The sequence below is a fragment of the Pseudomonas sp. GD04019 genome, assembly GCF_029837695.1.
Classification (GTDB): Bacteria; Pseudomonadota; Gammaproteobacteria; order Pseudomonadales; family Pseudomonadaceae; genus Aquipseudomonas.
Genome location: NZ_JAOEEA010000012.1, coordinates 37,753 through 56,697, shown reverse-complemented (window position 1 = coordinate 56,697; position 18,945 = coordinate 37,753). Strand labels below are relative to the sequence as shown.

At 66.3% G+C, this 18,945-nt stretch carries 17 protein-coding genes; 8 read left to right on the top strand and 9 right to left on the bottom strand.

The window, feature by feature from the left end; translation table 11 throughout:
* The first annotated feature begins 19 nt into the window (after nucleotides 1–19).
* Nucleotides 20–400, top strand: coding sequence for a phage holin family protein (locus tag N7607_RS18400; RefSeq protein ID WP_192398744.1), 381 nt, complete (start codon nucleotides 20–22; stop codon nucleotides 398–400).
* Nucleotides 397–714 carry a hypothetical protein gene (locus N7607_RS18395; protein WP_279867269.1) on the top strand — a complete coding sequence of 106 codons (318 nt, stop codon included), beginning with the start codon at nucleotides 397–399 and terminating at the stop codon, nucleotides 712–714. Before N7607_RS18400 ends, N7607_RS18395 begins: the two co-directional genes overlap by 4 nt.
* A gap of 57 nt (nucleotides 715–771) precedes the next feature.
* On the opposite strand, the gene N7607_RS18390 is transcribed toward N7607_RS18395, so the two are convergent.
* Nucleotides 772–1,884: a GGDEF domain-containing protein gene (locus tag N7607_RS18390; protein ID WP_279867268.1), complete on the bottom strand. Its 1,113-nt coding sequence runs from the start codon at nucleotides 1,882–1,884 to the stop codon at nucleotides 772–774.
* Between the two features lie 209 nt (nucleotides 1,885–2,093).
* On the opposite strand from N7607_RS18390, the gene N7607_RS18385 reads away from it, so the two are divergent.
* Genes N7607_RS18385 through N7607_RS18375 form a run of 3 tightly spaced genes read left to right on the top strand, consistent with a single transcriptional unit; the run spans nucleotide 2,094 to nucleotide 7,484 of the window.
* Nucleotides 2,094–3,425: a deoxyguanosinetriphosphate triphosphohydrolase gene (locus tag N7607_RS18385; RefSeq protein WP_279867267.1), complete on the top strand. Its 1,332-nt coding sequence runs from the start codon at nucleotides 2,094–2,096 to the stop codon at nucleotides 3,423–3,425.
* A 4-nt stretch (nucleotides 3,426–3,429) separates the two neighbouring features.
* The gene (locus tag N7607_RS18380) at nucleotides 3,430–4,479 is read left to right on the top strand and encodes an FUSC family protein (protein WP_279867266.1); all 1,050 of its coding nucleotides are present in this window, start codon (nucleotides 3,430–3,432) and stop codon (nucleotides 4,477–4,479) included.
* Nucleotides 4,480–4,532: 53 nt separating this feature from the next.
* On the top strand, nucleotides 4,533–7,484 hold the full coding sequence (locus tag N7607_RS18375) for an HD domain-containing phosphohydrolase (protein WP_279867265.1): 2,952 nt from the start codon (nucleotides 4,533–4,535) through the stop codon (nucleotides 7,482–7,484).
* Nucleotides 7,485–7,542: 58 nt separating this feature from the next.
* Here the strand turns inward: N7607_RS18375 and N7607_RS18370 are convergent, their stop codons facing one another.
* The gene (locus N7607_RS18370) at nucleotides 7,543–7,884 is read right to left on the bottom strand and encodes a 50S ribosome-binding protein YggL (RefSeq protein WP_137972784.1); all 342 of its coding nucleotides are present in this window, start codon (nucleotides 7,882–7,884) and stop codon (nucleotides 7,543–7,545) included.
* A gap of 197 nt (nucleotides 7,885–8,081) precedes the next feature.
* Here N7607_RS18370 and dacB point away from each other — a divergent pair, with 197 nt between their 5' ends.
* Nucleotides 8,082–9,515: a D-alanyl-D-alanine carboxypeptidase/D-alanyl-D-alanine-endopeptidase gene (gene dacB, locus N7607_RS18365; protein WP_279867264.1), complete on the top strand. Its 1,434-nt coding sequence runs from the start codon at nucleotides 8,082–8,084 to the stop codon at nucleotides 9,513–9,515.
* 259 nt (nucleotides 9,516–9,774) lie between these two features.
* On the opposite strand, the gene rlmKL is transcribed toward dacB, so the two are convergent.
* Nucleotides 9,775–11,967, bottom strand: coding sequence for a bifunctional 23S rRNA (guanine(2069)-N(7))-methyltransferase RlmK/23S rRNA (guanine(2445)-N(2))-methyltransferase RlmL (rlmKL, locus tag N7607_RS18360; protein WP_279867263.1), 2,193 nt, complete (start codon nucleotides 11,965–11,967; stop codon nucleotides 9,775–9,777).
* 405 nt (nucleotides 11,968–12,372) lie between these two features.
* On the opposite strand from rlmKL, the gene rmf reads away from it, so the two are divergent.
* Nucleotides 12,373–12,588: a ribosome modulation factor gene (gene rmf, locus N7607_RS18355; protein WP_043216230.1), complete on the top strand. Its 216-nt coding sequence runs from the start codon at nucleotides 12,373–12,375 to the stop codon at nucleotides 12,586–12,588.
* Between the two features lie 86 nt (nucleotides 12,589–12,674).
* Here rmf and N7607_RS18350 read toward each other — a convergent pair whose 3' ends face one another.
* The gene (locus tag N7607_RS18350) at nucleotides 12,675–13,700 is read right to left on the bottom strand and encodes a quinone-dependent dihydroorotate dehydrogenase (protein ID WP_279867259.1); all 1,026 of its coding nucleotides are present in this window, start codon (nucleotides 13,698–13,700) and stop codon (nucleotides 12,675–12,677) included.
* A gap of 109 nt (nucleotides 13,701–13,809) precedes the next feature.
* A complete protein-coding gene (locus tag N7607_RS18345) occupies nucleotides 13,810–14,031 on the bottom strand; it encodes a DUF2835 domain-containing protein (RefSeq protein ID WP_279867421.1) in 222 nt (73 codons plus the stop codon).
* A 149-nt stretch (nucleotides 14,032–14,180) separates the two neighbouring features.
* On the opposite strand from N7607_RS18345, the gene N7607_RS18340 reads away from it, so the two are divergent.
* Entirely contained in the window at nucleotides 14,181–15,074 is an 894-nt protein-coding gene (locus tag N7607_RS18340) for a DUF6685 family protein (protein WP_279867257.1), read from the top strand.
* A 68-nt stretch (nucleotides 15,075–15,142) separates the two neighbouring features.
* Here the strand turns inward: N7607_RS18340 and N7607_RS18335 are convergent, their stop codons facing one another.
* The 4 genes from N7607_RS18335 to N7607_RS18320 form a co-directional block, all read right to left on the bottom strand.
* On the bottom strand, nucleotides 15,143–15,499 hold the full coding sequence (locus N7607_RS18335; protein WP_137972778.1) for a ribonuclease E inhibitor RraB: 357 nt from the start codon (nucleotides 15,497–15,499) through the stop codon (nucleotides 15,143–15,145).
* Between the two features lie 242 nt (nucleotides 15,500–15,741).
* Nucleotides 15,742–16,503, bottom strand: coding sequence for an SDR family oxidoreductase (locus N7607_RS18330; RefSeq protein ID WP_279867255.1), 762 nt, complete (start codon nucleotides 16,501–16,503; stop codon nucleotides 15,742–15,744).
* On the bottom strand, nucleotides 16,500–17,423 hold the full coding sequence (locus tag N7607_RS18325; protein WP_279867254.1) for an alpha/beta hydrolase: 924 nt from the start codon (nucleotides 17,421–17,423) through the stop codon (nucleotides 16,500–16,502). Before N7607_RS18325 ends, N7607_RS18330 begins: the two co-directional genes overlap by 4 nt.
* A complete protein-coding gene (locus tag N7607_RS18320) occupies nucleotides 17,407–18,882 on the bottom strand; it encodes an NAD(P)/FAD-dependent oxidoreductase (protein ID WP_279867253.1) in 1,476 nt (491 codons plus the stop codon). Before N7607_RS18320 ends, N7607_RS18325 begins: the two co-directional genes overlap by 17 nt.
* Nucleotides 18,883–18,945 lie beyond the last annotated feature (63 nt).

Sequence of the window (18,945 nt, the reverse complement as noted above, 5' to 3'; positions counted from 1 at the left end):
GAGACCGAGCATGGATGACATGCAGTCGCAGGCGGCCAGCGAGCCGCCCAAGCCCTCCCTGAAGAAGCTGGGAGGCGCCCTGGTCGGCCTGCTGCAGGGCCATCTGGAGTTGCTCGGCATCGAGTTCCAGGAGGAGAAGTCGCGCTCGTTCCGACTGTTCATCTTCTCCGGCCTGAGCCTGATCTTCGGCCTGCTGGTCCTGCTCGGTCTGTCGACCGTGGTGCTGATCGCCTTCTGGGACACCTACCGCCTGCCCGCGGCCATCGGCCTGTGCCTGGTATTCGCCACAGCCATGCTGCTGTGCGTATTCAAGGCCATGCGCCTGGCACGCGACGGCGAGTCACCGTTCCGCGCCACGGTCACCGAACTGGCCCGCAACAAGGAGCGCCTATTGCCATGAGCGAAACTCTGTCCAGTGCGGCTCGCCGCGACATGCGCAAGGAGCTGGTCCGCCTGCGCATGGAGATGCACCGCCAGCAGCTGCGCTACCACGTGCAGCCATTGGCCCATCCCCTGCAGCAGCTGCGCCAGATGCGTCAGGGCGAGCCAGCCAATGTGAAGACCCCGCTGATGGTTGCCGCCGGCGTGCTGTTGACCCTGTTCGGCGGGCGTCTCGGCGCCTTCGGCAAGCTGGCACGCGTCGGTCTTATGCTCTATCCGGTGGTGCGTGGTGTGCAGGCGGCACAACGGCCGCCTGTAGAGCGGCATCACTAGGTAGTCCGCGCTCTGGCCCAGGCGGATGCTCATCGCTGATAGTGACGCCAGCGGGGGTCAGATCAGGATCGGTCGGTGGAACGGCGCCAGTTCCATGCGGTTGCGGCCGTTCTGCTTGGCCCGGTACAGCGCCTTGTCGGCACGCTCGATCAGCGCCGGTACTGTCTCCTGCAGGTAGTACTGGGCCACGCCGATCGAGGCGGTGACGCGAACATTGGCCGGCATCCCCTCGAAATTGGCTTCGGCCAGTGCATCCTGGATGCGCTTGATGCAGTGCTGGGCCATTTCCAGCGAAGTCTGCGGCAGGAACAGGAGAAACTCCTCGCCGCCGTAGCGGGCGAAGAAGTCGGTGCTGCGCAGCAGCGGCTGCACGGTATTGGCGAAGGTCTTGAGCACCTCGTCGCCGACCGGATGGCCGTAGGTATCGTTGATCCGCTTGAAGTAATCGAGGTCGAGAATGCATACGCAGAAACCGGCACCGCCGCGGTCGGTGCGGTTCTTCTCGTGGTGCAGCATCTCCAGCAGGTAGCGCCGGTTGTACACCCCGGTCAGCTCGTCATGGGTGGCCAGTTCGGTGACCTGCTGCAGCACCTCCTGCAACTGCGCATTGCTGGCCATCAGCTTCTTGCGCAGGTTGCTGATATTGCCGCCGAGGATGGAAATGAACGGCAGGAAGGCGGAGAAGCTGCACCACAGCACCATCTCCACCGCCAGATTGAAACGCTCGCCGTCGATACGCTGGATCAGCGGCAGGGTCAGGCCGTAGGCGACTATGGTCAGCAGGCTCAGGCCCAGCAGCTCACGGGTGTGCAGCTTGAAGCAGCCGAACACCATGATGATCAGCAGCACCACCAGATAGGCGCCACGCGCCTCGCCGGCGTAGGTCTGGGTGAACAGCACCATGGCGATGGCCGCGACCATCTGCGCCATGGTCAGGCTAGGATCGCGGAAACGCAGGTTGAGGCCGAAGTGGAACAGGAGGAAGAAGCCGAGGTTGGTGGCTACCGCGATGGCCGCCCAGACCGGCATGACCCAGGACGGGGAGATACCGTTGTACAAGGAAACGCCCTGGGGAACGCAGGCCAGAACGTACATCGCCACACTCATCATGAAACGGCGGATGCGTAACTGCTGCTGCGAGTCCTTGGGTAAGGCAGCTTCTGAAATCACGTGCTGATTCTCTAATTGTTATTGGACGCGATGGCACGACGATATCACTGTGATCACAAAAAAAACCATGCATCGCCCTGCCGCCTGTCGCCCGCTCAGTGGTGGCGGGACCAAAGCGCCCCGGTACTTGCAGGCATCGCCGTGAACACCGAAGCTAGGGCCATACGGCCTGGCGGAGCCAGGAAACCACCCACCGGCGAGGACAGTCCTTGGATTGGCAAACCCTGCTCACCCGTGAACGTCTCGGCAAACCTGTCCATAGCTCTGACGAGCTGGGCCGCAGCCCCTTTCACAAGGATCACGACCGCATCATCTTCTCCGGTGCCTTCCGCCGCCTGGGACGCAAGACCCAGGTCCACCCGGTCTCCAGCAACGATCATATTCACACGCGCCTGACTCACTCCCTGGAGGTCGGCTGCGTGGGCCGCTCGCTGGGCATGCGCGTCGGCGAGATGCTGCGCGACGCGCTGCCGAACTGGTGCGAGCCGAGCGACCTGGGGGTGATCGTACAGTCCGCCTGCCTGGCCCACGACATCGGCAACCCGCCGTTCGGCCACTCCGGCGAGGACGCTATCCGCCACTGGTTCCAGCAGGCCAGCGGGCGCGGCTGGCTGGATGACATGAGCGACGCCGAACGCGGCGACTTCCTCAGTTTCGAGGGCAATGCCCAGGGCTTCCGCGTGCTCACCCAGCTGGAATACCACCAGTTCGACGGCGGTATGCGCCTGACATACGCGACCCTCGGCACCTACCTGAAATACCCCTGGACCGCCCGCCACGCCGAGGCCGTGGGCTACAAGAAGCACAAGTTCGGCTGCTACCAGCACGAGCTGCCGCGCCTGGAACAGATCGCGGCCAAGCTCGGCCTGCCCCAGCTCGGCGAGCAGCGCTGGGCGCGCCATCCGCTGGTCTATCTGATGGAGGCGGCGGACGACATCTGCTACGCGCTGATCGACCTGGAAGACGGCGTGGAGATGGAGCTGCTCGACTATGCCGAGGTCGAGGCGCTGCTGTTTGACCTGGTCGGCGACGACCTGCCGGAAACCTACCGCCAGCTCGGCGCCAGCGACTCGCGCCGACGCAAGCTGGCGATCCTGCGCGGCAAGGCCATCGAACACCTGACCAACGCTGCCGCGCGGGCCTTCGTCGAGCAGCAGCCGGCCTTGCTCAGTGGCACCCTGGAAGGTGATCTGGTGGAGCACATGCACGGCCCGGCCAAGCGTTGCGTGCTGCGCGCCAAGGGCATGGCGCGGGAGAAGATCTTCCAGGACAAGCGCAAGACCCTGCACGAGATCGGCGCCTACACCACCCTGGAAATTCTGCTCAACGCCTTCTGCGGCGCGGCTCTGGAGCAGCATTCCGGGCGCGGCCTGTCGTTCAAGAACCGGCGCATCCTCGACCTGCTGGCGCACTACGCGCCGGAGCCGGGCTGGCCGTTGTACCTGTCATTCCTGCGCATGATCGACTTCATCGCCGGCATGACCGACAGCTACGCCACCGAAATGGCCCGGGAGATGACCGGGCGCTCCAGCCCGGTGTGATGCGATGAAGGAGCTGCTCAAGCAGGCGATCAGCTGGCACGCAGGCCCACCGGCCTGGGGCCCGGCGGTGATCGCCGGCCTGGGTTGCGCCCTGCCCCTGGTGCTCGGGCTGTTCAGCGGCCATCCCGGTTTTCTCTGGGCCTCGGTCGGCGCCTTTCAGGCCGCTCAGGCCAACCCGCTGCACCGCTTCGGCATGCTGCGCCTGCTGTTGCTCACCCTGCTCGGCGCCTGCAGCGCCGGCCTGGGCTTCTGGTCGGCCAGCCACCCGCTGCTCAGCCTCTGCCTGTTTGGCGCCTACGGTTTTCTCCTGGCCTGGCTGCAGCGCTTCGGCACCGAGGCCGGCAAGCTGGGCATCGGCCTGGCCGTGTGTCTGTGCCTCGGCCAGGGCCAGTTCGGTATCGGCAGCCTGAAGAACGCCGATGCGGTAGGCGCGCTGTTCGTCCTCGGCGGGCTCTGGGTCGCCCTGCTCGCCTTCGGCCTGCGCGGCCTGCATGGCCTGCGCATGTGGCCGTACATGCCGCGTTTCATGGCCATCCTCAAGGTCCTCAAGCGACACGCCAAGCGCCTGCCGGAACAGCGCTGGCGCTTGCATGCGCTGGGTTGCACCCTGGGTTGCGCGGCGGCCGGCCTGATCGTCCAGCTGGCCGACCTGCAGCGCGGCTACTGGCTGACCCTGGCACTGATCGCCACCCTGCAGCTGGAGATCCGCGGCAGCCTGGTGCGCGCCCTGCAGCTGAGCATGGCCAGCCTGTGCGCCGCGGCGTTGCTGATCTATTTCGGCCACAGCCTGCAGAGCCCGCCGCTGATGGTGGCGTTCATCCTGCCGCTGATCACTCTCAGCCGCGCCTTCCAGGCCCATCACTACGGCCTGTTCGTGTTGCAGGTGACGATCAGCTTCGTGCTGCTGGCCGAGAGCCTGTCACATGACTGGCACCTGGCCCAGGTGCGCCTGTTCAACAGCCTGATCGGCGTGGTGCTGGCCATTCTGATGGCCCTGCTGATGCACGGCCTGGCCCAGTGGTTGAGCCGAGGTCGAACGAACTCGCAGAGCTGACGAAGCGGCTATGCTTCTGGCCTGACCTGAGATGTTGTCAAAGGAGTGAGACAATGCAGGGCAAGACTCGAAGCAAAGAGCGGCGCTTTCCACTCCACGTTCATATCAGCGTGCTGTTCACTCTGCTGCTGCTCGGCAGCGGCGTGATCCTCGGCCTGTTCAACTACTACCAGACCACCCAGGTCATCCTCTCCAGCAGCAAGCAGCTGTTCGGCCAGATGCGCGAGGAAGTGGAAGCCGACCTGCAGCACACCTACCAGCCGATCCGCCGCCTGCTCGGCCTGCTCGCCCTCAACGAGAAGAACCTGGCACGCGACAGCTACCAGCGCATGAGCCTGCTGCCGATGTTCGCTCAGGCTCTGCAGGACAACCCCAAGCTGGCCTCGATCTACCTGGGCTACGAGGACGGCGACTTCTTCATGGTGCGGCCACTGCGCGACGAGCGGCTCAAGCAGATCTTCGACGCCCCGAGCAACGCCGCCTTCCAGATCTGGACAATCGACCGTAGCGGCGATGCCCGCCCGATCTCGGAGTCGCAGTACTTCGACGCCGACCTCAACTGGATCAGCCGTCGGCAGAACCTCAGCGAAAAATACGACCCACGCGTCCGTGACTGGTACAAGAGCGCCCGCGCCAGCGGCGAGCTGATCACCACCGAACCCTATGCGTTCTTCTCCACCAAGGACGTCGGCACCACCCTCGCCCGCGTCAGCAGCGGCGACGCGGTGCTCGGCGCCGACCTGACCCTGGCCGACCTCTCCGCGACCCTGGCCCGGCACAAGGTCACGCCCTCCACCGAGGTCGTGCTGTACCGCCCGGATGGCGCCGCGGTGGCCTATCCGAACATCGACAAGCTGGTGGTGAGCAATGGCACCCCCCACCTGGCCCAGGTCGATCGCCTGAGCCCCGCACTCGGCGAACTGTTCCAGCGTGGCCTGCACAAGGATCGTCAGGGCGCCATGAAACTGGCCGGCAAGCAGTGGCAGGTGTCCTACAGCCAGCTCAATGAGGGCGGCCCCAACGGCCTGCGCCTGGCCCTGCTGGCGCCGGAGGAAGAACTGCTGGCCGATGCCTATCGCATTCGCTGGCAGGGCGCGATGCTGACCCTGACCATCCTGCTGCTGTGCATACCGCTCGGCTGGCTGATGTCGCGCATCTTGGTCAAGCCATTGCGCGCCCTGGTGACCGAGGCCGAAGCGATCCGCAGCTTCAACTTCGCCCACCCGGCCAGCGGCCGCTCGCCGGTACTGGAAATCGACCAGCTGGCCGTGGCCATGGGCAAGATGAAGGACACCCTGTCCAGCTTCCTCGACATCACCGCCAGCCTGTCCGCCGAGACCCGCTTCGACGCCCTGCTGCGCCGGGTATTGAAGGAAACGGTCGACCTCAGCGAGGCCAGCGCCGGCCTGCTCTACCTGCGCGATGGCAGCAGCGGCAAGCTGGAACCCCACGGCCTGTTCATCAACGACGAGCAGCACAGCCTGGAACAGCACCGCATCCCCGAGTACCCGGCCGGCGCCAGCAACCTCCCCAGCTGGATTCGCCAGCCGGCCGAGGGTGGCGCCACCGCCGTGGCCTCCCTCGGTTTCGACCAGGCCGAAGGCTTCCAGAGCCTGCTGCATACCCTCGACAGCCCGCGCATACACCTGGTCTGCACCGGCCTGCATAACCGCCAGGGCGAGACGGTCGGCGTGCTGATGCTGCTGCACCGCGACACTGGCGAAGAGGCCGAGCCGACCATGTTGAAGCCGCAGCGCATCGCCTATGTCGAGGCGGTGTCCGGCGTCGCCGCCCTGTGCATCGAGAGCCAGCGCCTGCTGGAACAGCAGAAGCAGTTGCTCGACGCCTTCATCCAGCTGATCGCCGGTGCCATCGACGCCAAGAGCCCCTACACCGGCGGCCACTGCCAGCGGGTGCCGGAACTGACCCTGATGCTCGCCCGCGCCGCCGCCAGCGACGCCGGGCCATTCGCCGACTACCAGCCCAGCGACGAGGAATGGGAAGCCCTGCATATCGCCGCCTGGCTGCACGACTGCGGCAAGGTCACCACGCCGGAATACGTGGTGGACAAGGCGACCAAGCTGGAGACCATCTACGACCGCATCCACGAGGTACGCACCCGCTTCGAGGTGCTCAAGCGCGATGCCTGGATCGCCTACTGGGAGGGCGTGGCCAAGGGCGGCGCGGAGACCGACCTGGCCAGCCTGCGCGACCAGGCCCTGGCCGCGCTGGATGACGATTTCGCCTTCATCGCCCGCTGCAACCTGGGCGGCGAAGCCATGGCCGACGCCGACCTGGAACGCCTGCGCAGCATCGGCGCGCGCACCTGGACCCGCACCCTGGACGACCGCATCGGCGTGTCCTGGGAAGAGAACCAGCGCCAGGCCCGCAGCCCCGCGCCCACGCTGCCGGTGCAGGAGCCGCTGCTGGCCGACAAGCCCGAGCACCTGCTGGAGCGCCCGGACAGCGAACTGATTGCGCCGGACAACCCCTGGGGCTTCAAGCTCGACGTGCCTCTGCACAAGCACAACCGCGGCGAGCTGTACAACCTGGGCATCACCCGCGGCACCCTCACCGCCGAGGAGCGCTACATCATCAACAATCACATGGTGCAGACCATCCGCATGCTCGATCACCTGCCGTTCCCCAAGCACCTGGCGAACGTTTCGGAGATCGCCGGCGGGCACCACGAGAAGATGGACGGCAGCGGCTATCCGAAACGCCTGAGGCGCGAGGAAATGAGCCTGCCGGCGCGGATGATGGCGATTGCCGACATCTTCGAGGCGCTCACCGCGGTAGACCGCCCGTACAAGAAGGGCAAGACCCTGACCGAATCGCTCACCATCATGGCCGGCATGTGCCGCGGCGCCCACGTCGACCCGGAGCTGTTCGGCCTGTTCGTGCGCGCCGGCATCCCTCAGCTGTACGCCGAGCGCTACCTGCGCCCCGAGCAGATCGATCCGGTAGACACTGCGGCGATCCTGGCCAAGGCGGGCCTGAGCTGAATCCCGGCCATAAAAAAGCCCGGCACTGGCCGGGCTTTTTCATGCGCGTGGCGGCCGATCAGGCCTTGTTTACCGGGTTCTCCGGATACCACACGTCCATCAGCGGGCTGAGGCTGAACTCGCTCAGCTCTTTGCGGCCCTTCAGCCAGGCTTCCAGGGCAGCGCGCTGCTCCTCGTTGACCGAGCCGCGCTTGGCCAGGCAGACGAAGCCGTAGTCTTCACCGCCGACGTAGCCCAGACCGTTGGCGTCGATGCCGTCGCGCAGGAACTCGTCAACGAACTTGTCGGCGCCTTCTTCGCTCAGGCCTTCGTTGAAGCCGAGGGTCAGCTCGCAGCCCAGTTCCTGGAATTCGTCGACGCACAGTTTCTTGCGCAGGCGGCGGGAACGGTTGGTGGCCATAAACACTCCTAGATACTCATTGATTGCAACGGGCGGCACTCTAGCAGGTTGCCGCACGAGCTGCCCGCCCGTTCAGAAATAAAGCCCGCGCGATTGGCTGTTCGAGCCCCCAGCACCGCATGCTTGGGGCATAATGCGCGGCAAAACAGCGGTATCCGCACCTCTTTTCGCCCTTTTTTCTGCCTGGGCCAGTGCCAATGATCAGAACGTTCCGCAGTCTCGTCGTCGCTTCACTCCTGCTTCCCATCGCTCTTCCGCTCTCCGCCGCCCAGGTCAGCAGCACGCTGCCGGCCAAGGTGCAGCAGTCGCTCAAGGCCAACAAGATCTCCGCCAACAGCCTGTCGGTCGTAGCGCTGCCGCTGGATGGCAGTGGCGGCGGCATCATCTACAACGCCGATGTGTCGGTGAACCCGGCCTCGACCATGAAGCTGGTCACCACCTACGCCGCCCTGGAACTGCTCGGCCCCACCCACCAGTGGCGCACCGAGTTCTACGGCGACGGCCCGCTGAAGAACGGCGTGCTGAACGGCAACCTCTACCTCAAGGGTGGCGGCGACCCCAAACTGAACATGGAGAAGCTCTGGCTGATGATGCGCGACCTGCGCGCCAACGGCGTGCAGCGCATCACCGGCGACCTGGTGCTGGACCGCAACCACTTCCATCACCCGACCCTGCCCAGCTTCAACGACGACGGCGGCGACCCGAACAAGCCGTTCCTGGTCGGCCCCGACTCGCTGCTGGTCAACCTCAAGGCCGTGCGCATGATCGCCCGCACCAGCGGCGGCAAGGTAAGCGTGATGATGGAGCCGCCGCTGACCAACGTGCGCATCGACAACAAGGTCAAGGCCCTCGGCGCCGCCAAGTGCCCGGCCTGGCCGGATGTGCGTTACAACCCGGTGACCCAGTTCGACGGCACCACCCTGGTGGTGACCGGCAAGCTGGCCGAGGGCTGCAGCGCGCAGACCTACCTGGCCCTGCTCGACCACCCGGCCTACGCCGCCGGCGCCGTGCGCGCCATCTGGCAGGAACTGGGTGGCAGCATCATCGGCAAGGACCGCGTCGGCGACGTGCCGAAGAACGCCCAGTTGCTGGCGCGCACCTTCTCGCCGGACCTCACCGAGATCATCCGCGACATCAACAAGTACAGTAACAACACCATGGCCCAGCAGCTGTTCCTCAGTCTGGGGCAGAACTTCCGCGACCGCGCCGACCCGGACGACGCCAAGGCCGCCCAGCGGGTGATCCGCAACTGGCTGGCGAAGAAGGGCATCACCGCGCCGCACCTGGTGATCGAGAACGGCTCAGGCCTGTCGCGCGCCGAGCGGGTCAGCGCCCGCGAGATGGCCGGCATGCTGCAGGCCGCCTGGCACAGCCCCTACGCGGCGGAGTTCATCGCCTCGATGCCGCTGGTGGGCATGGACGGCACCATGCGCAAGCGCCTCAAGCGCACCGGCATGGAGGGCCAGGGCCACATCAAGACCGGGACCCTGAACAACGTGCGCGCCATCGCCGGCTTCACCCGCACGGCCAAGGGACAGAACTGGGTGGTGGTGGCAATCCTCAACGACCAGCGTCCCTGGGGTGCCTCGGCGATCCTCGACCAGGTGCTGCTGGATATCTACCGGCGCTGAGTGCGTTGCAACGAAAAAGCCCGCCATCTGGCGGGCTTTTTCATGGCGTACATCCCTGTGCTACCCCTTCGGGTAGCTTCGCCGTGAAAAACGGCTTTCCTGCCCTTCTTTCATCGGTGCTGCATCAAACCCTGGGTAGCCCGGATGCAATCCGAGGGCGGAGTTGCCTGCTTCCCGGATTGCGTCCGGGCTACCATCTTGAACTGCGAAATGCCTCGCGAGAGCCCGCCATCGGCGGACTCTTTCATGGGTGCGATGCTCAAGCCTTGGCGGTCAGACGCCAGGCCCGGTGGATCTTCGGATTGCGGGCGAAGTCCTGGTCGATGGTCTGGGCACTGACCTCCTCCACCGCGTAGCGCTCGGCCAGGCTCTCGTCGAGCTGGAACTTGCGGAAGTTGTTGGAGAAGTACAGCACGCCGCCCTTGGCCAGGCGCGCCATGGCCAGGTCGAGCAGGTGCACGTGGTCGCGCTGCACGTCGAACACCCCTTCCATGCGCTTGGAGTTGGAGAAGGTCGGCGGGTCGATGAAGATCAGGTCGTACTCGCCGCGATCGGCCTCCAGCCAGGCCATTACGTCGCCCTGCTCCAGGCGCTGCTTGTCGGAGAAGCCGTTGAGCGACAGGTTGCGTCGCGCCCAGTCCAGGTAGGTCTTCGACAGGTCGACGCTGGTGGTGCTGCGCGCGCCGCCCTTGGCCGCGTGCACGGTGGCCGTGGCGGTGTAGCAGAACAGGTTGAGGAAGCGCTTGCCGGCTGCCTCCTGCTGGATGCGCAGGCGCAGCGGGCGGTGATCGAGGAACAGGCCGGTGTCCAGATAGTCGGTCAGGTTGACCAGCAGGCGCACGCCGCCCTCGTTCACTTCCATGAACTGGCCCTGGCTGGCCTGGCGCTCGTACTGCTTGGTGCCGGCCTGGCGCTCGCGGCGCTTGATTACCACCTTGTCCGGCGAGATGCCCAGGGCCACCGGAATCGCGGCCAGCGCATCGAGCAGGCGCGCCTGGGCCTTGTCCGGGTCGATGGAGCGCGGCGGTGCGTACTCCTGCACGTGCACCCAGTCGCGGTACAGGTCGATGGCCAGGGCGTACTCCGGCATGTCGGCGTCGTACAGGCGATAGCACTCGATGCCGGCCTTCTTCGCCCACTTGCCCAGGCTCTTGAGATTCTTCTGCAGGCGGTTGGCGAACATCTGCCCGCCTTCGGACAGGCGCGCCGGCTCGCTGGCCACCGGAGCCGCAACGCCCTCCTCGCCAGCCTGGCGCCGCTCGCTGCGCTCACCGGTGACGAACTGCTCGGGCAGCACCTTGAACAGCAGCAGCTTGCACGGCAGCGCGCCGTTCCAGAACGAATACTGCTTGTGGCTGCGCAGGCCCATGCGCTTGCCCAGCTCCGGCGCGCCGGTGAACACCGCCGCCTCCCAGTTCAGGCAGCTCTGGCGCAGGCGCTCGCCGAGGTTCTGGTAGAGATACAGCAGGCTCGCTTCATCACCCAGGCGCTCGCCATAGGGCGGGTTGCTGACGATCAGACCGGTCTGGTTCTTGTCCGGGCGCGGCTCGAAGGTGGCCAGCTCGCCCTGGTACAGCTTGACCCATTCGCCGAGGCCGGCGCGCTCGATGTTGTTGCGGGCCGGCTGGATCAACCGCGGATCGGCCTCGTAGCCGCGAATCCACAGCGGCGGCTTGGCCAGGCCGGCGGCGGCACGCTGTTCGGCCTCGGCGTGCAGCTTCTTCCAGATCGCCGGCACGTGACCCAGCCAGTTGGAGAAGCCCCAGCGCTCACGGCGCAGGTTAGGCGCCATATCGGCGGCCATCATCGCCGCCTCGACCAGGAAGGTGCCTACGCCGCACATGGGGTCGGCCAGGGCGCCGCCCTCGGCGGCGATGCGCGGCCAGCCGGCACGGATCAGGATGGCCGCGGCCAGGTTTTCCTTGAGCGGCGCGGCGCCCTGCTGCAGGCGGTAGCCGCGCTGGTGCAGGCTGTGTCCGGCCAGGTCCAGCGACAGGACGGCCTCGCCCTTGTCCAGGCGCAGGTGTACGCGCACGTCCGGGTCGACCTTGTCGATCGACGGGCGGGTGCCGGCCGGGGTGCGCAACTTGTCGACGATGGCGTCCTTGACCTTCAGCGCGCCGAAGTGGGTGTTGTCGATGCCGGCACCATGGCCGCTGAACTCCACCGCCAGGGTACCGGACGGGTCCAGGTGCTCGGCCCAGTCCACCGCCAGCACACCCTGGTACAGCTCTTCGGCGTTGCTCACCGGGAAACGCCGCAGCACCAGCAGCACGCGGTTGGCCAGGCGCGACCAGAGGCACAGGCGATAACCCACCTCGATGGGCGCGAAGCCCCGCACGGCGGCGGTCTGCTCGCGCGCCTCTTCCAGACCCAGGCCGCTGGCTTCTTCGAGCAGCAGGCCTTCCAGGCTCTTGGGGCAGGTAAGGATCAGTTCGTAGCGGTCAGACATGGGACATCCAGTAATCGGGGTGGCTGCATGGCCACCATATGTGACGGAAGGTCGCACCGCGACCCTTCGTCGGAATAAACAGCGCTCGTAGACGAGAGCAGTTCGCAATGGCAAAGCGCCTGCGTGGACAGCCGAGGTTCCCCAACGACGCGGCCCTCAGCAACGAGGCCCGCAAAAAAGAGTTGAACCTTATGGCTCCCATCCCACTCACGTTACGTCCTTATGACAAAACGATCATTCACAGGGTGAAACGCATTCGATAGAAATCAACTCAGGCCGGCACCGCAACGGTGTCGGCAGGTGGCCCGCCACGCCGGCAGCGGGCCCCACTGGCGGAAGCACTTTCTGCCTGGTCCCACCACGGGGCCAACGGGACATAACAGTCAACAGTGAGGGCAACACCCGATGAGAAGACTTAAGCGTGATCCGTTGGAACGAGCTTTCTTGCGCGGCTATCAGCACGGCATTCATGGTAAATCCCGCGATATGTGTCCTTTCACCCACCCTACTACCCGTCAAGCCTGGATCAACGGCTGGCGCGAGGGCCGCGGTGACAACTGGGACGGACTGACCGGCACCGCCGGCATCCACAGACTCAACGAACTCCACGCCGTCGGCTGAATCAGGATCACCCCGACTTCACCAGACCGTCCCATCCGGGCGGTGGGCGAGAGCCCAAGGGCCCCTCCGGGGCCCTTTTTATGACTTCAGTTCTTCGGCAGCGCAGCGATGGCGTCCACCGCCTCGCGAATCAGCGCCGGCCCCTTGTAGATAAATCCGGAATAGATCTGCACCAGGCTAGCCCCGGCGGCGATCTTCTCCGCCGCGTGCGCGCCCTCGGTGATACCGCCCACGGCGATGATCGGCAGGCGGCCCTTCAGCTCGCCAGCCAGCACGCGCACGGTGTGGGTGCTCTTGTCGCGCACCGGCGCGCCGGACAGGCCACCGGCCTCGTTGCCGAACGGCAGATTCTCCACTCCCTCGCGGCCGAGGGTAGTGTTGGTGGCGATCACCGCGTCCATGCCGGTCTCCACCAAGGCCTGGGCTACCTGCACGGTTTCCTCGTCGCTCATGTCCGGGGCGATCTTGATCGCCAGTGGCACACGCTTGCCATGCTGTGCGGCCAGGTCTTCCTGGCGCTGGCGCAGGGCTTCGAGCAACTGCTTGAGCTGGTCACCGAACTGCAGGCTGCGCAGGCCGGGGGTGTTCGGTGAGCTGACGTTGACGGTGACGTAGCTGGCGTGGGCGTAGACCTTGTCCAGGCCGATCAGGTAGTCGTCCACCGCGCGCTCGACCGGCGTATCGAAGTTCTTGCCGATATTGATGCCCAGCACGCCCTGGTACTTGGCCGCCGCGACCCGAGCCAGCAGGTGATCGACGCCATGGTTGTTGAAGCCCATGCGATTGATGATCGCGGTCGCTTCCGGCAGGCGGAACAGGCGCGGCTTGGGGTTGCCCGGCTGCGGGCGCGGGGTCACGGTGCCGATCTCGACGAAACCGAAGCCGAGCTGGGCGAAGCCGTCGATGGCGTCGCCATTCTTATCCAGGCCGGCGGCCAGGCCCACGGGGTTGGCGAACTGCAGGCCCATCACCGTCACCGGCAGGTTGTTCGGCGCCTTGCATACCAGGCCGTTGAGGCCCAAGCGGCCACCGGCACCGATCAGGTCGATGGACAGTTCGTGAGAAGTTTCGGGGGCGAGACGGAACAGCAGCGCGCGGGCCAGGTCGTACATGGGCGGATCGGCTCGGAGTAAGGGGTGGCAGTGGGAAACAGAGCGCGATTATAGCCGCCGGCACTAGCCTCAGGCGAGGCAAGGGAGTAATAAGGAGACCGTTCGAGTCTCATTGCAGCTGACGCAGGCCCAGCAGTTCCCCGGCCGTGCTGAATTCCAGCTCGAACACGCCGTGAATACCGTCATGGCGCAGGAATGGACGCAAATGATGCGCCGGCAAGCTGACCTTGCGGCCATCGCGGCTATAGAGCAGAACCCGATTGGCACGCCCCTGGTACACGGCCAGGAAGCGTTCCGCAGGCAAAGCGATATCCAGCACCAGGCTGGGCATGGAGGCACCCTCGAAATGATCGGCATCATTCTGCCACAGGCAACGGCTCAATCAGCGCCCATGATCATGGGCCCGATGCATCGGTATAGTGCAGCGTGCCGACGCCTCTGCCACACTGGCACCGTAGTGCCAGGAGTATCCTTCGGGTCATGAGTCTGTCCGAATCCCCCACCAGCATCGCCTCGCGCCTGTCCGCGCTGGCCCAGCGCCTCGGCCTCAGTGGCCGTGTGCCGCGCCTGGTGTTCGAGCGTGCGCGCAGTCTGCGCCTGCCATTCAAGGCGTTGCCGGTGCCGGTACCGAGCGTCTGGTGGCAGGCCGGCCCGCCGCTGCATCGCCTGGTGGATTTGCCGCGCGACGCCCTCTCCGGGCCCGTGCAGGAAGACAAGGCGGCCGCCCGCGCCGTGCTGATGGGCGTGGTGGAACGCCAGCAGGTGCACCTCGACGACTTCGACCTGCGCGAAATCGATGGCCTGTGCAGCCCGCCGCCGAGCCTGGACAGTTCACTCACCAGCTTCGAAGAGCTGGCCTCCTGCCCCCTCGGGCGTTGCGCCCGCATCATCAGTTACAAGGATTTCCTCAAGACCATCAGCCAAGCCATGCCGCGCTTCCTCGCCGCCGAGGCGGTGGAGCTGCGCCAGGCCAGCTGGTATGGCGAGCGTATGTTCTGGGCCGGCGAGCAGCACGGCGAGGAGTTCGCCTGCGCCATCGCCTACGCCCGCCTGCGCGGCCTGGAAGTCACCCTGCCGGCCGAGCTGACCCGCTATCGCTTGAGCGCCAGCGGCCTGGCCGAACTACGCCGGCTGTACCACATGACCGCCATGCCGGTGCAGGCCTGGAGCGAGCCGAGCTTCATGAGCCTGCTGCTGGACAACGGCCTGCCCTATGCGCGTCTGTCGCTGCTGCGCTATCCGGATGCCCCGGAATTCCTGTTGCTGCCCAAGGATTCGCCGGAGGCCAATGCCCTGGGCGAAGGCCTGCGCCTGGCCGGCGCACCGGACGTGATCGGCTACCTCGAGGCGCTGCAACAGCGCACCGCGGCCTGATTGGTTAAAGACAGAAGAGAAGACAGGTGTACCGACCAACCCAGCGGGTTGGCCGGCATTCACAGCGCTCAGAGCCGACTGGCGACCTGAGCGTCGAGACGGACTTCCTGGGTCACGCCCCAGCCGTCCAGCACGCCGCCGAGCGGCACCACCAGAGCCTCCAGATCCTGCTCGAAATCGCCGATACCGGCGTGGGTGGCATACATCACCTTGCTCACCTGCAGGTGCCAGGCGCCATCCTCGCGGATGCTCACCTGCGCGTTCATGGACTCGCCGCGAAACTGCCTGGCCGCCTCTCTGGCCCGATCCTCATTCGGGAAGATGGCGTAGAACTCGATGGGATGGACACGGGCGAAATCGAAGCCGCCCTCTTTCATGCGGCGCAGAACGTTAGTGCTGACATCATCTTGGAAGGCTGTGCTCATAAACGACCTCCTCTCAGGCGATGGATCGACCGCAGCCGCCAAGGATTTGGCGGCCATGCGGCACCGCGCGGTGCCGCCCGAGAATCAGGCAGTGACTGCCTGATCTGTCATGCGCGAGCCAGAGGCCCGCGGACGGTTGGTCAGACGAATGCTGACCGGTACCGTCGTTTTTTCAGGGTAGCGTCTAGCCGGGCACCTTGCCGCCCCTCCCATCGTTGAACCGCGCTTCAGCGACGGGCGGCTCAATCGCGGCTCATCCAGCCCATCAGCAGGCGACTGATGGCCGGCGGCGAGACCTGGCCGGCGCCGTACATCAGGCGGAACAGCCAGTGAATCGGCCTGTGCACCCTGGGCCGCTCGACCTGCCGCCACAGCGCCTGGGCGATGTCGTCGGCGCACAGTTTCACCCCCATGCGCCGCAGCGCGGGTGGCGTGAAGCGCTGGCTGTCGACCATCGGCGTGGCGACGAAGGGTGGCATCAGGTCGCCGACATGGATGCCATGGCGTCGCCACTCCAGCTCCAGCGCCTCGGTCAGGCCGCGCACAGCGAACTTGGAGGCCGAGTAGCTGACCATATGCGGCGTACCGTACAGCCCCGAGGCGGAGCCCATATTGACCACCTGCGCGCCCGGCGTGCCCTTGAGGTAGGGGAAGGCCGCATGGGTGACCTGCAGCAGGCCGAGCACGTTGATCTGCACGATGCGCGCGTGCTCCTCCAGGCTGATGTCCTCGAAATGGCCGAAGCGCAACACCCCGGCCGAGTTGAACAGCAGGCGCAGGCGGCCGCCGTGGGCCGAGCAGAAGTCCTGCAGCGCCTCGCGCACCGCACCGGCATCGGTAACATTGAGCGCGGCGTGCCACACCCCACCGAGCTCTGCCGCCAGCGCGGCGAGGGCCTGCTGATCGATATCCAGCAGGCCGACGCTCCAACCGCGGGAATGGAACAACCGGGCGGCGGCGGCGCCAATACCAGACGCGGCTCCGGTGATCAGGATGGTATTCATCGGCAACCTCGCTCCCCAAGAAATTCGCTGATCCGACGCATAGCCAAGTCGGCCACCGCCAGCAGGCCGCAATTGATCTGGAACACATGCCACTGGCCCGGGTAGACCTCCAGGCGCAGGTCCAGGCCCGGGCGCTCGCGCAGGCGCAGGCTCTGTTCCAGCAGATGCTCGTCCTCGCCGACCTGCACCAGCAGCGGCGGCAGATCATGCAACTCGGCCCGCAGCGGTGACAGCAGCGGCTGGCTGCGCGCCTCGCTTGCTGGACAGTAGGCGCCTATTCCCTGCTGCAGCCAGCCGCGGGTGATCAGCGGATCGCCGCCCGCTGGCTCGTGCCAGACGCTGCCCGTCAGATCGGTGACCGGCGACAGGCACACCAGCGCCGCTGGCTGCGGCAGTCCCTGCTCACGCAGGCGCAGTGCACAGGTGAGAGCCAGATGACCACCGGCCGAGTCACCGGCCAGGACAATGCGTTCGGCCGGCTGGCCCTGCTCCAGCAGCGCCCGGTAGGCCGCCAGCACGTCATCGGCCGCCGCCGGCCAGGGATGCTCCGGCGCCAGGCGGTAGTCCAGCGCGCAGACCCGCGCGCCAGTGCGCCTGGCCAGGTGAGTGGTGATCGCCCGATGGGTGTGCGGGCTGCCGACCATGAAGGCGCCGCCATGCACATACAGCAGCACCCAGCCGTTGTCGCGTGGCGACAGCAGCCATTCGCAGGCAACGCCGCCGAGCACGCCCGGTTCGACGCGCACCCCGCGCGCCGTTGGCGCAATCGCGGTGGCCAGGCGCAGCACGCGGCGCTGGAGGCGCGGCGCCAGGCGCGGATGCATGCCGCTGCGGAACACCAGCCAGGTGCTGGCCCGTAGCAGCGCCGTGAGCAGGCGCTGGGCGAGGCTCGGCGCCGGCAACTCAACGGACCAGGTCATAGTCGCTCCACTGTGGCCGGCGGGTGTGGCGGCGATAGCTGAAGGTGAACCCGGACCAGTTGTTGGTGTGCTTGCCGGCGGCATTCTTGTACCAGCTGTTGCAGCCCTGCTCCCACACCGAGTGCTCGATGGCCTGCTGCACCCGGCGGTTCCATTCGGCCTGCACCGGCCGGCGCACATCCAGGTAGCGCACGCCCTCCTCCAGCTTGGCCAGGCAGTCCAGCACATAGGGGAACTGGCTCTCGAGCATGTAGATGATCGAGTTGTGGCCCAGGTTGGTGTTCGGCCCGTAGAGGATGAACAGGTTGGGGAAGCCGGCAACGCTGATGCCCTTGTAGGCCTCGGCGCCGTCGCGCCAGGCCTGGTTCAGTTCCAAACCGCCGAGGCCGCGGATCTGCATCGGCGCGAGGAAGTCGCTGGCAGCGAAGCCGGTGCCATGGATCAGCACGTCCACCTCGCGCTCCACACCGTCGGCGGTGACGATGCCACGCTCGGTCACCTCGCGGATCGCCTCGTTCACCACCTCCACCTGCGGCTGCACCAGGGCCGGGTAGTAATCGTTGCTGATCAGGATGCGTTTGCAGCCCAAGGGGTAGTCCGGGGTCAGCTTGGCCCGCAGCAGCGGATCGGCCACTTCGCGGGCGATATGGCGGAGAAACAGCTGGCGGTAGGGTTTCGTTAGCGCGGGCAGAACGAAGAAGGCCACGCCACGGACCTCGTGGAACAGGTACTGCCAGGCCCGGTCGAGCTTCTGCGTCCACGGCCAGCGCTGCATCAGCGCCAGCTCGAAGCGGCTGTACGGCCGATCCGGCTTGGGCAGCACATAGGCCGGCGTGCGCTGGAAGAGGTGCAGCCTGCTGACCTTGGCGGCGATCTGCGGCACGAACTGGATGGCGCTGGCCCCGGTGCCGATCACCGCCACACGCTTGCCGGCCAGATCCACGTCGTGGCGCCAGCGCGCCGAGTGGAAGCTATCCCCGGCGAAACGCTCCAGCCCGGGGATATTCGGGTACAGCGGCCGGTTGAGCTGGCCGCAGGCGCTGACCAGCGCCCGCGCGCTGAAGCGGGCGCCGTCGGTCGTGGTCACCCGCCACAGCGCGGCCGTCTCGTCGAACCAGGCCTCCGCCACTTCGCTGTTGCAACGGATGCGCGGCGCCAGGTCATGGCGCTCGATGCACTGGCGCACGTAGGCGAAGATCTCCGCCTGGGGCGCGTAACGGCGGGTCCAGTCGGTCTTCGGTTCGAAGGAAAAGGAGTACAGGTGCGAGGGCACGTCGCAGGCGGCGCCGGGGTAATCATTGTCGCGCCAGGTGCCGCCGGGCTCGCTGCCCTTCTCGAGGAGCAGGAAGTCGTCCTCGCCGCGCTGGCGCACGCGCATGGCCAGGCCGAGGCCGGCGAAGCCGGAGCCTATGATCAGCACGCGCAGGGGCGCCTGCTGCTCGGGAGTGATCTTATTCATTGTTATCTCCGTGAGCCGCCAGTATTGCGGATGACGGCGATGCTACCCACTCCCCTCGCCACG

Bases quoted from the DNA above. Each gene is read 5' to 3' on its own strand.
- N7607_RS18400 (WP_192398744.1), top strand. From the start codon at position 20: ATGCAGTCGCAGGCGGCCAGCGAGCCGCCCAAGCCCTCCCTGAAGAAG.
- N7607_RS18395 (WP_279867269.1), top strand. From the start codon at position 397: ATGAGCGAAACTCTGTCCAGTGCGGCTCGCCGCGACATGCGCAAGGAG.
- N7607_RS18380 (WP_279867266.1), top strand. From the start codon at position 3,430: ATGAAGGAGCTGCTCAAGCAGGCGATCAGCTGGCACGCAGGCCCACCG.
- N7607_RS18375 (WP_279867265.1), top strand. From the start codon at position 4,533: ATGCAGGGCAAGACTCGAAGCAAAGAGCGGCGCTTTCCACTCCACGTT.
- N7607_RS18370 (WP_137972784.1), bottom strand. From the start codon at position 7,884: ATGGCCACCAACCGTTCCCGCCGCCTGCGCAAGAAACTGTGCGTCGAC.
- dacB (WP_279867264.1), top strand. From the start codon at position 8,082: ATGATCAGAACGTTCCGCAGTCTCGTCGTCGCTTCACTCCTGCTTCCC.
- rlmKL (WP_279867263.1), bottom strand. From the start codon at position 11,967: ATGTCTGACCGCTACGAACTGATCCTTACCTGCCCCAAGAGCCTGGAA.
- rmf (WP_043216230.1), top strand. From the start codon at position 12,373: ATGAGAAGACTTAAGCGTGATCCGTTGGAACGAGCTTTCTTGCGCGGC.
- N7607_RS18350 (WP_279867259.1), bottom strand. From the start codon at position 13,700: ATGTACGACCTGGCCCGCGCGCTGCTGTTCCGTCTCGCCCCCGAAACT.
- N7607_RS18345 (WP_279867421.1), bottom strand. From the start codon at position 14,031: ATGCCCAGCCTGGTGCTGGATATCGCTTTGCCTGCGGAACGCTTCCTG.
- N7607_RS18340 (WP_279867257.1), top strand. From the start codon at position 14,181: ATGAGTCTGTCCGAATCCCCCACCAGCATCGCCTCGCGCCTGTCCGCG.
- N7607_RS18335 (WP_137972778.1), bottom strand. From the start codon at position 15,499: ATGAGCACAGCCTTCCAAGATGATGTCAGCACTAACGTTCTGCGCCGC.
- N7607_RS18330 (WP_279867255.1), bottom strand. From the start codon at position 16,503: ATGAATACCATCCTGATCACCGGAGCCGCGTCTGGTATTGGCGCCGCC.
- N7607_RS18325 (WP_279867254.1), bottom strand. From the start codon at position 17,423: ATGACCTGGTCCGTTGAGTTGCCGGCGCCGAGCCTCGCCCAGCGCCTG.
- N7607_RS18320 (WP_279867253.1), bottom strand. From the start codon at position 18,882: ATGAATAAGATCACTCCCGAGCAGCAGGCGCCCCTGCGCGTGCTGATC.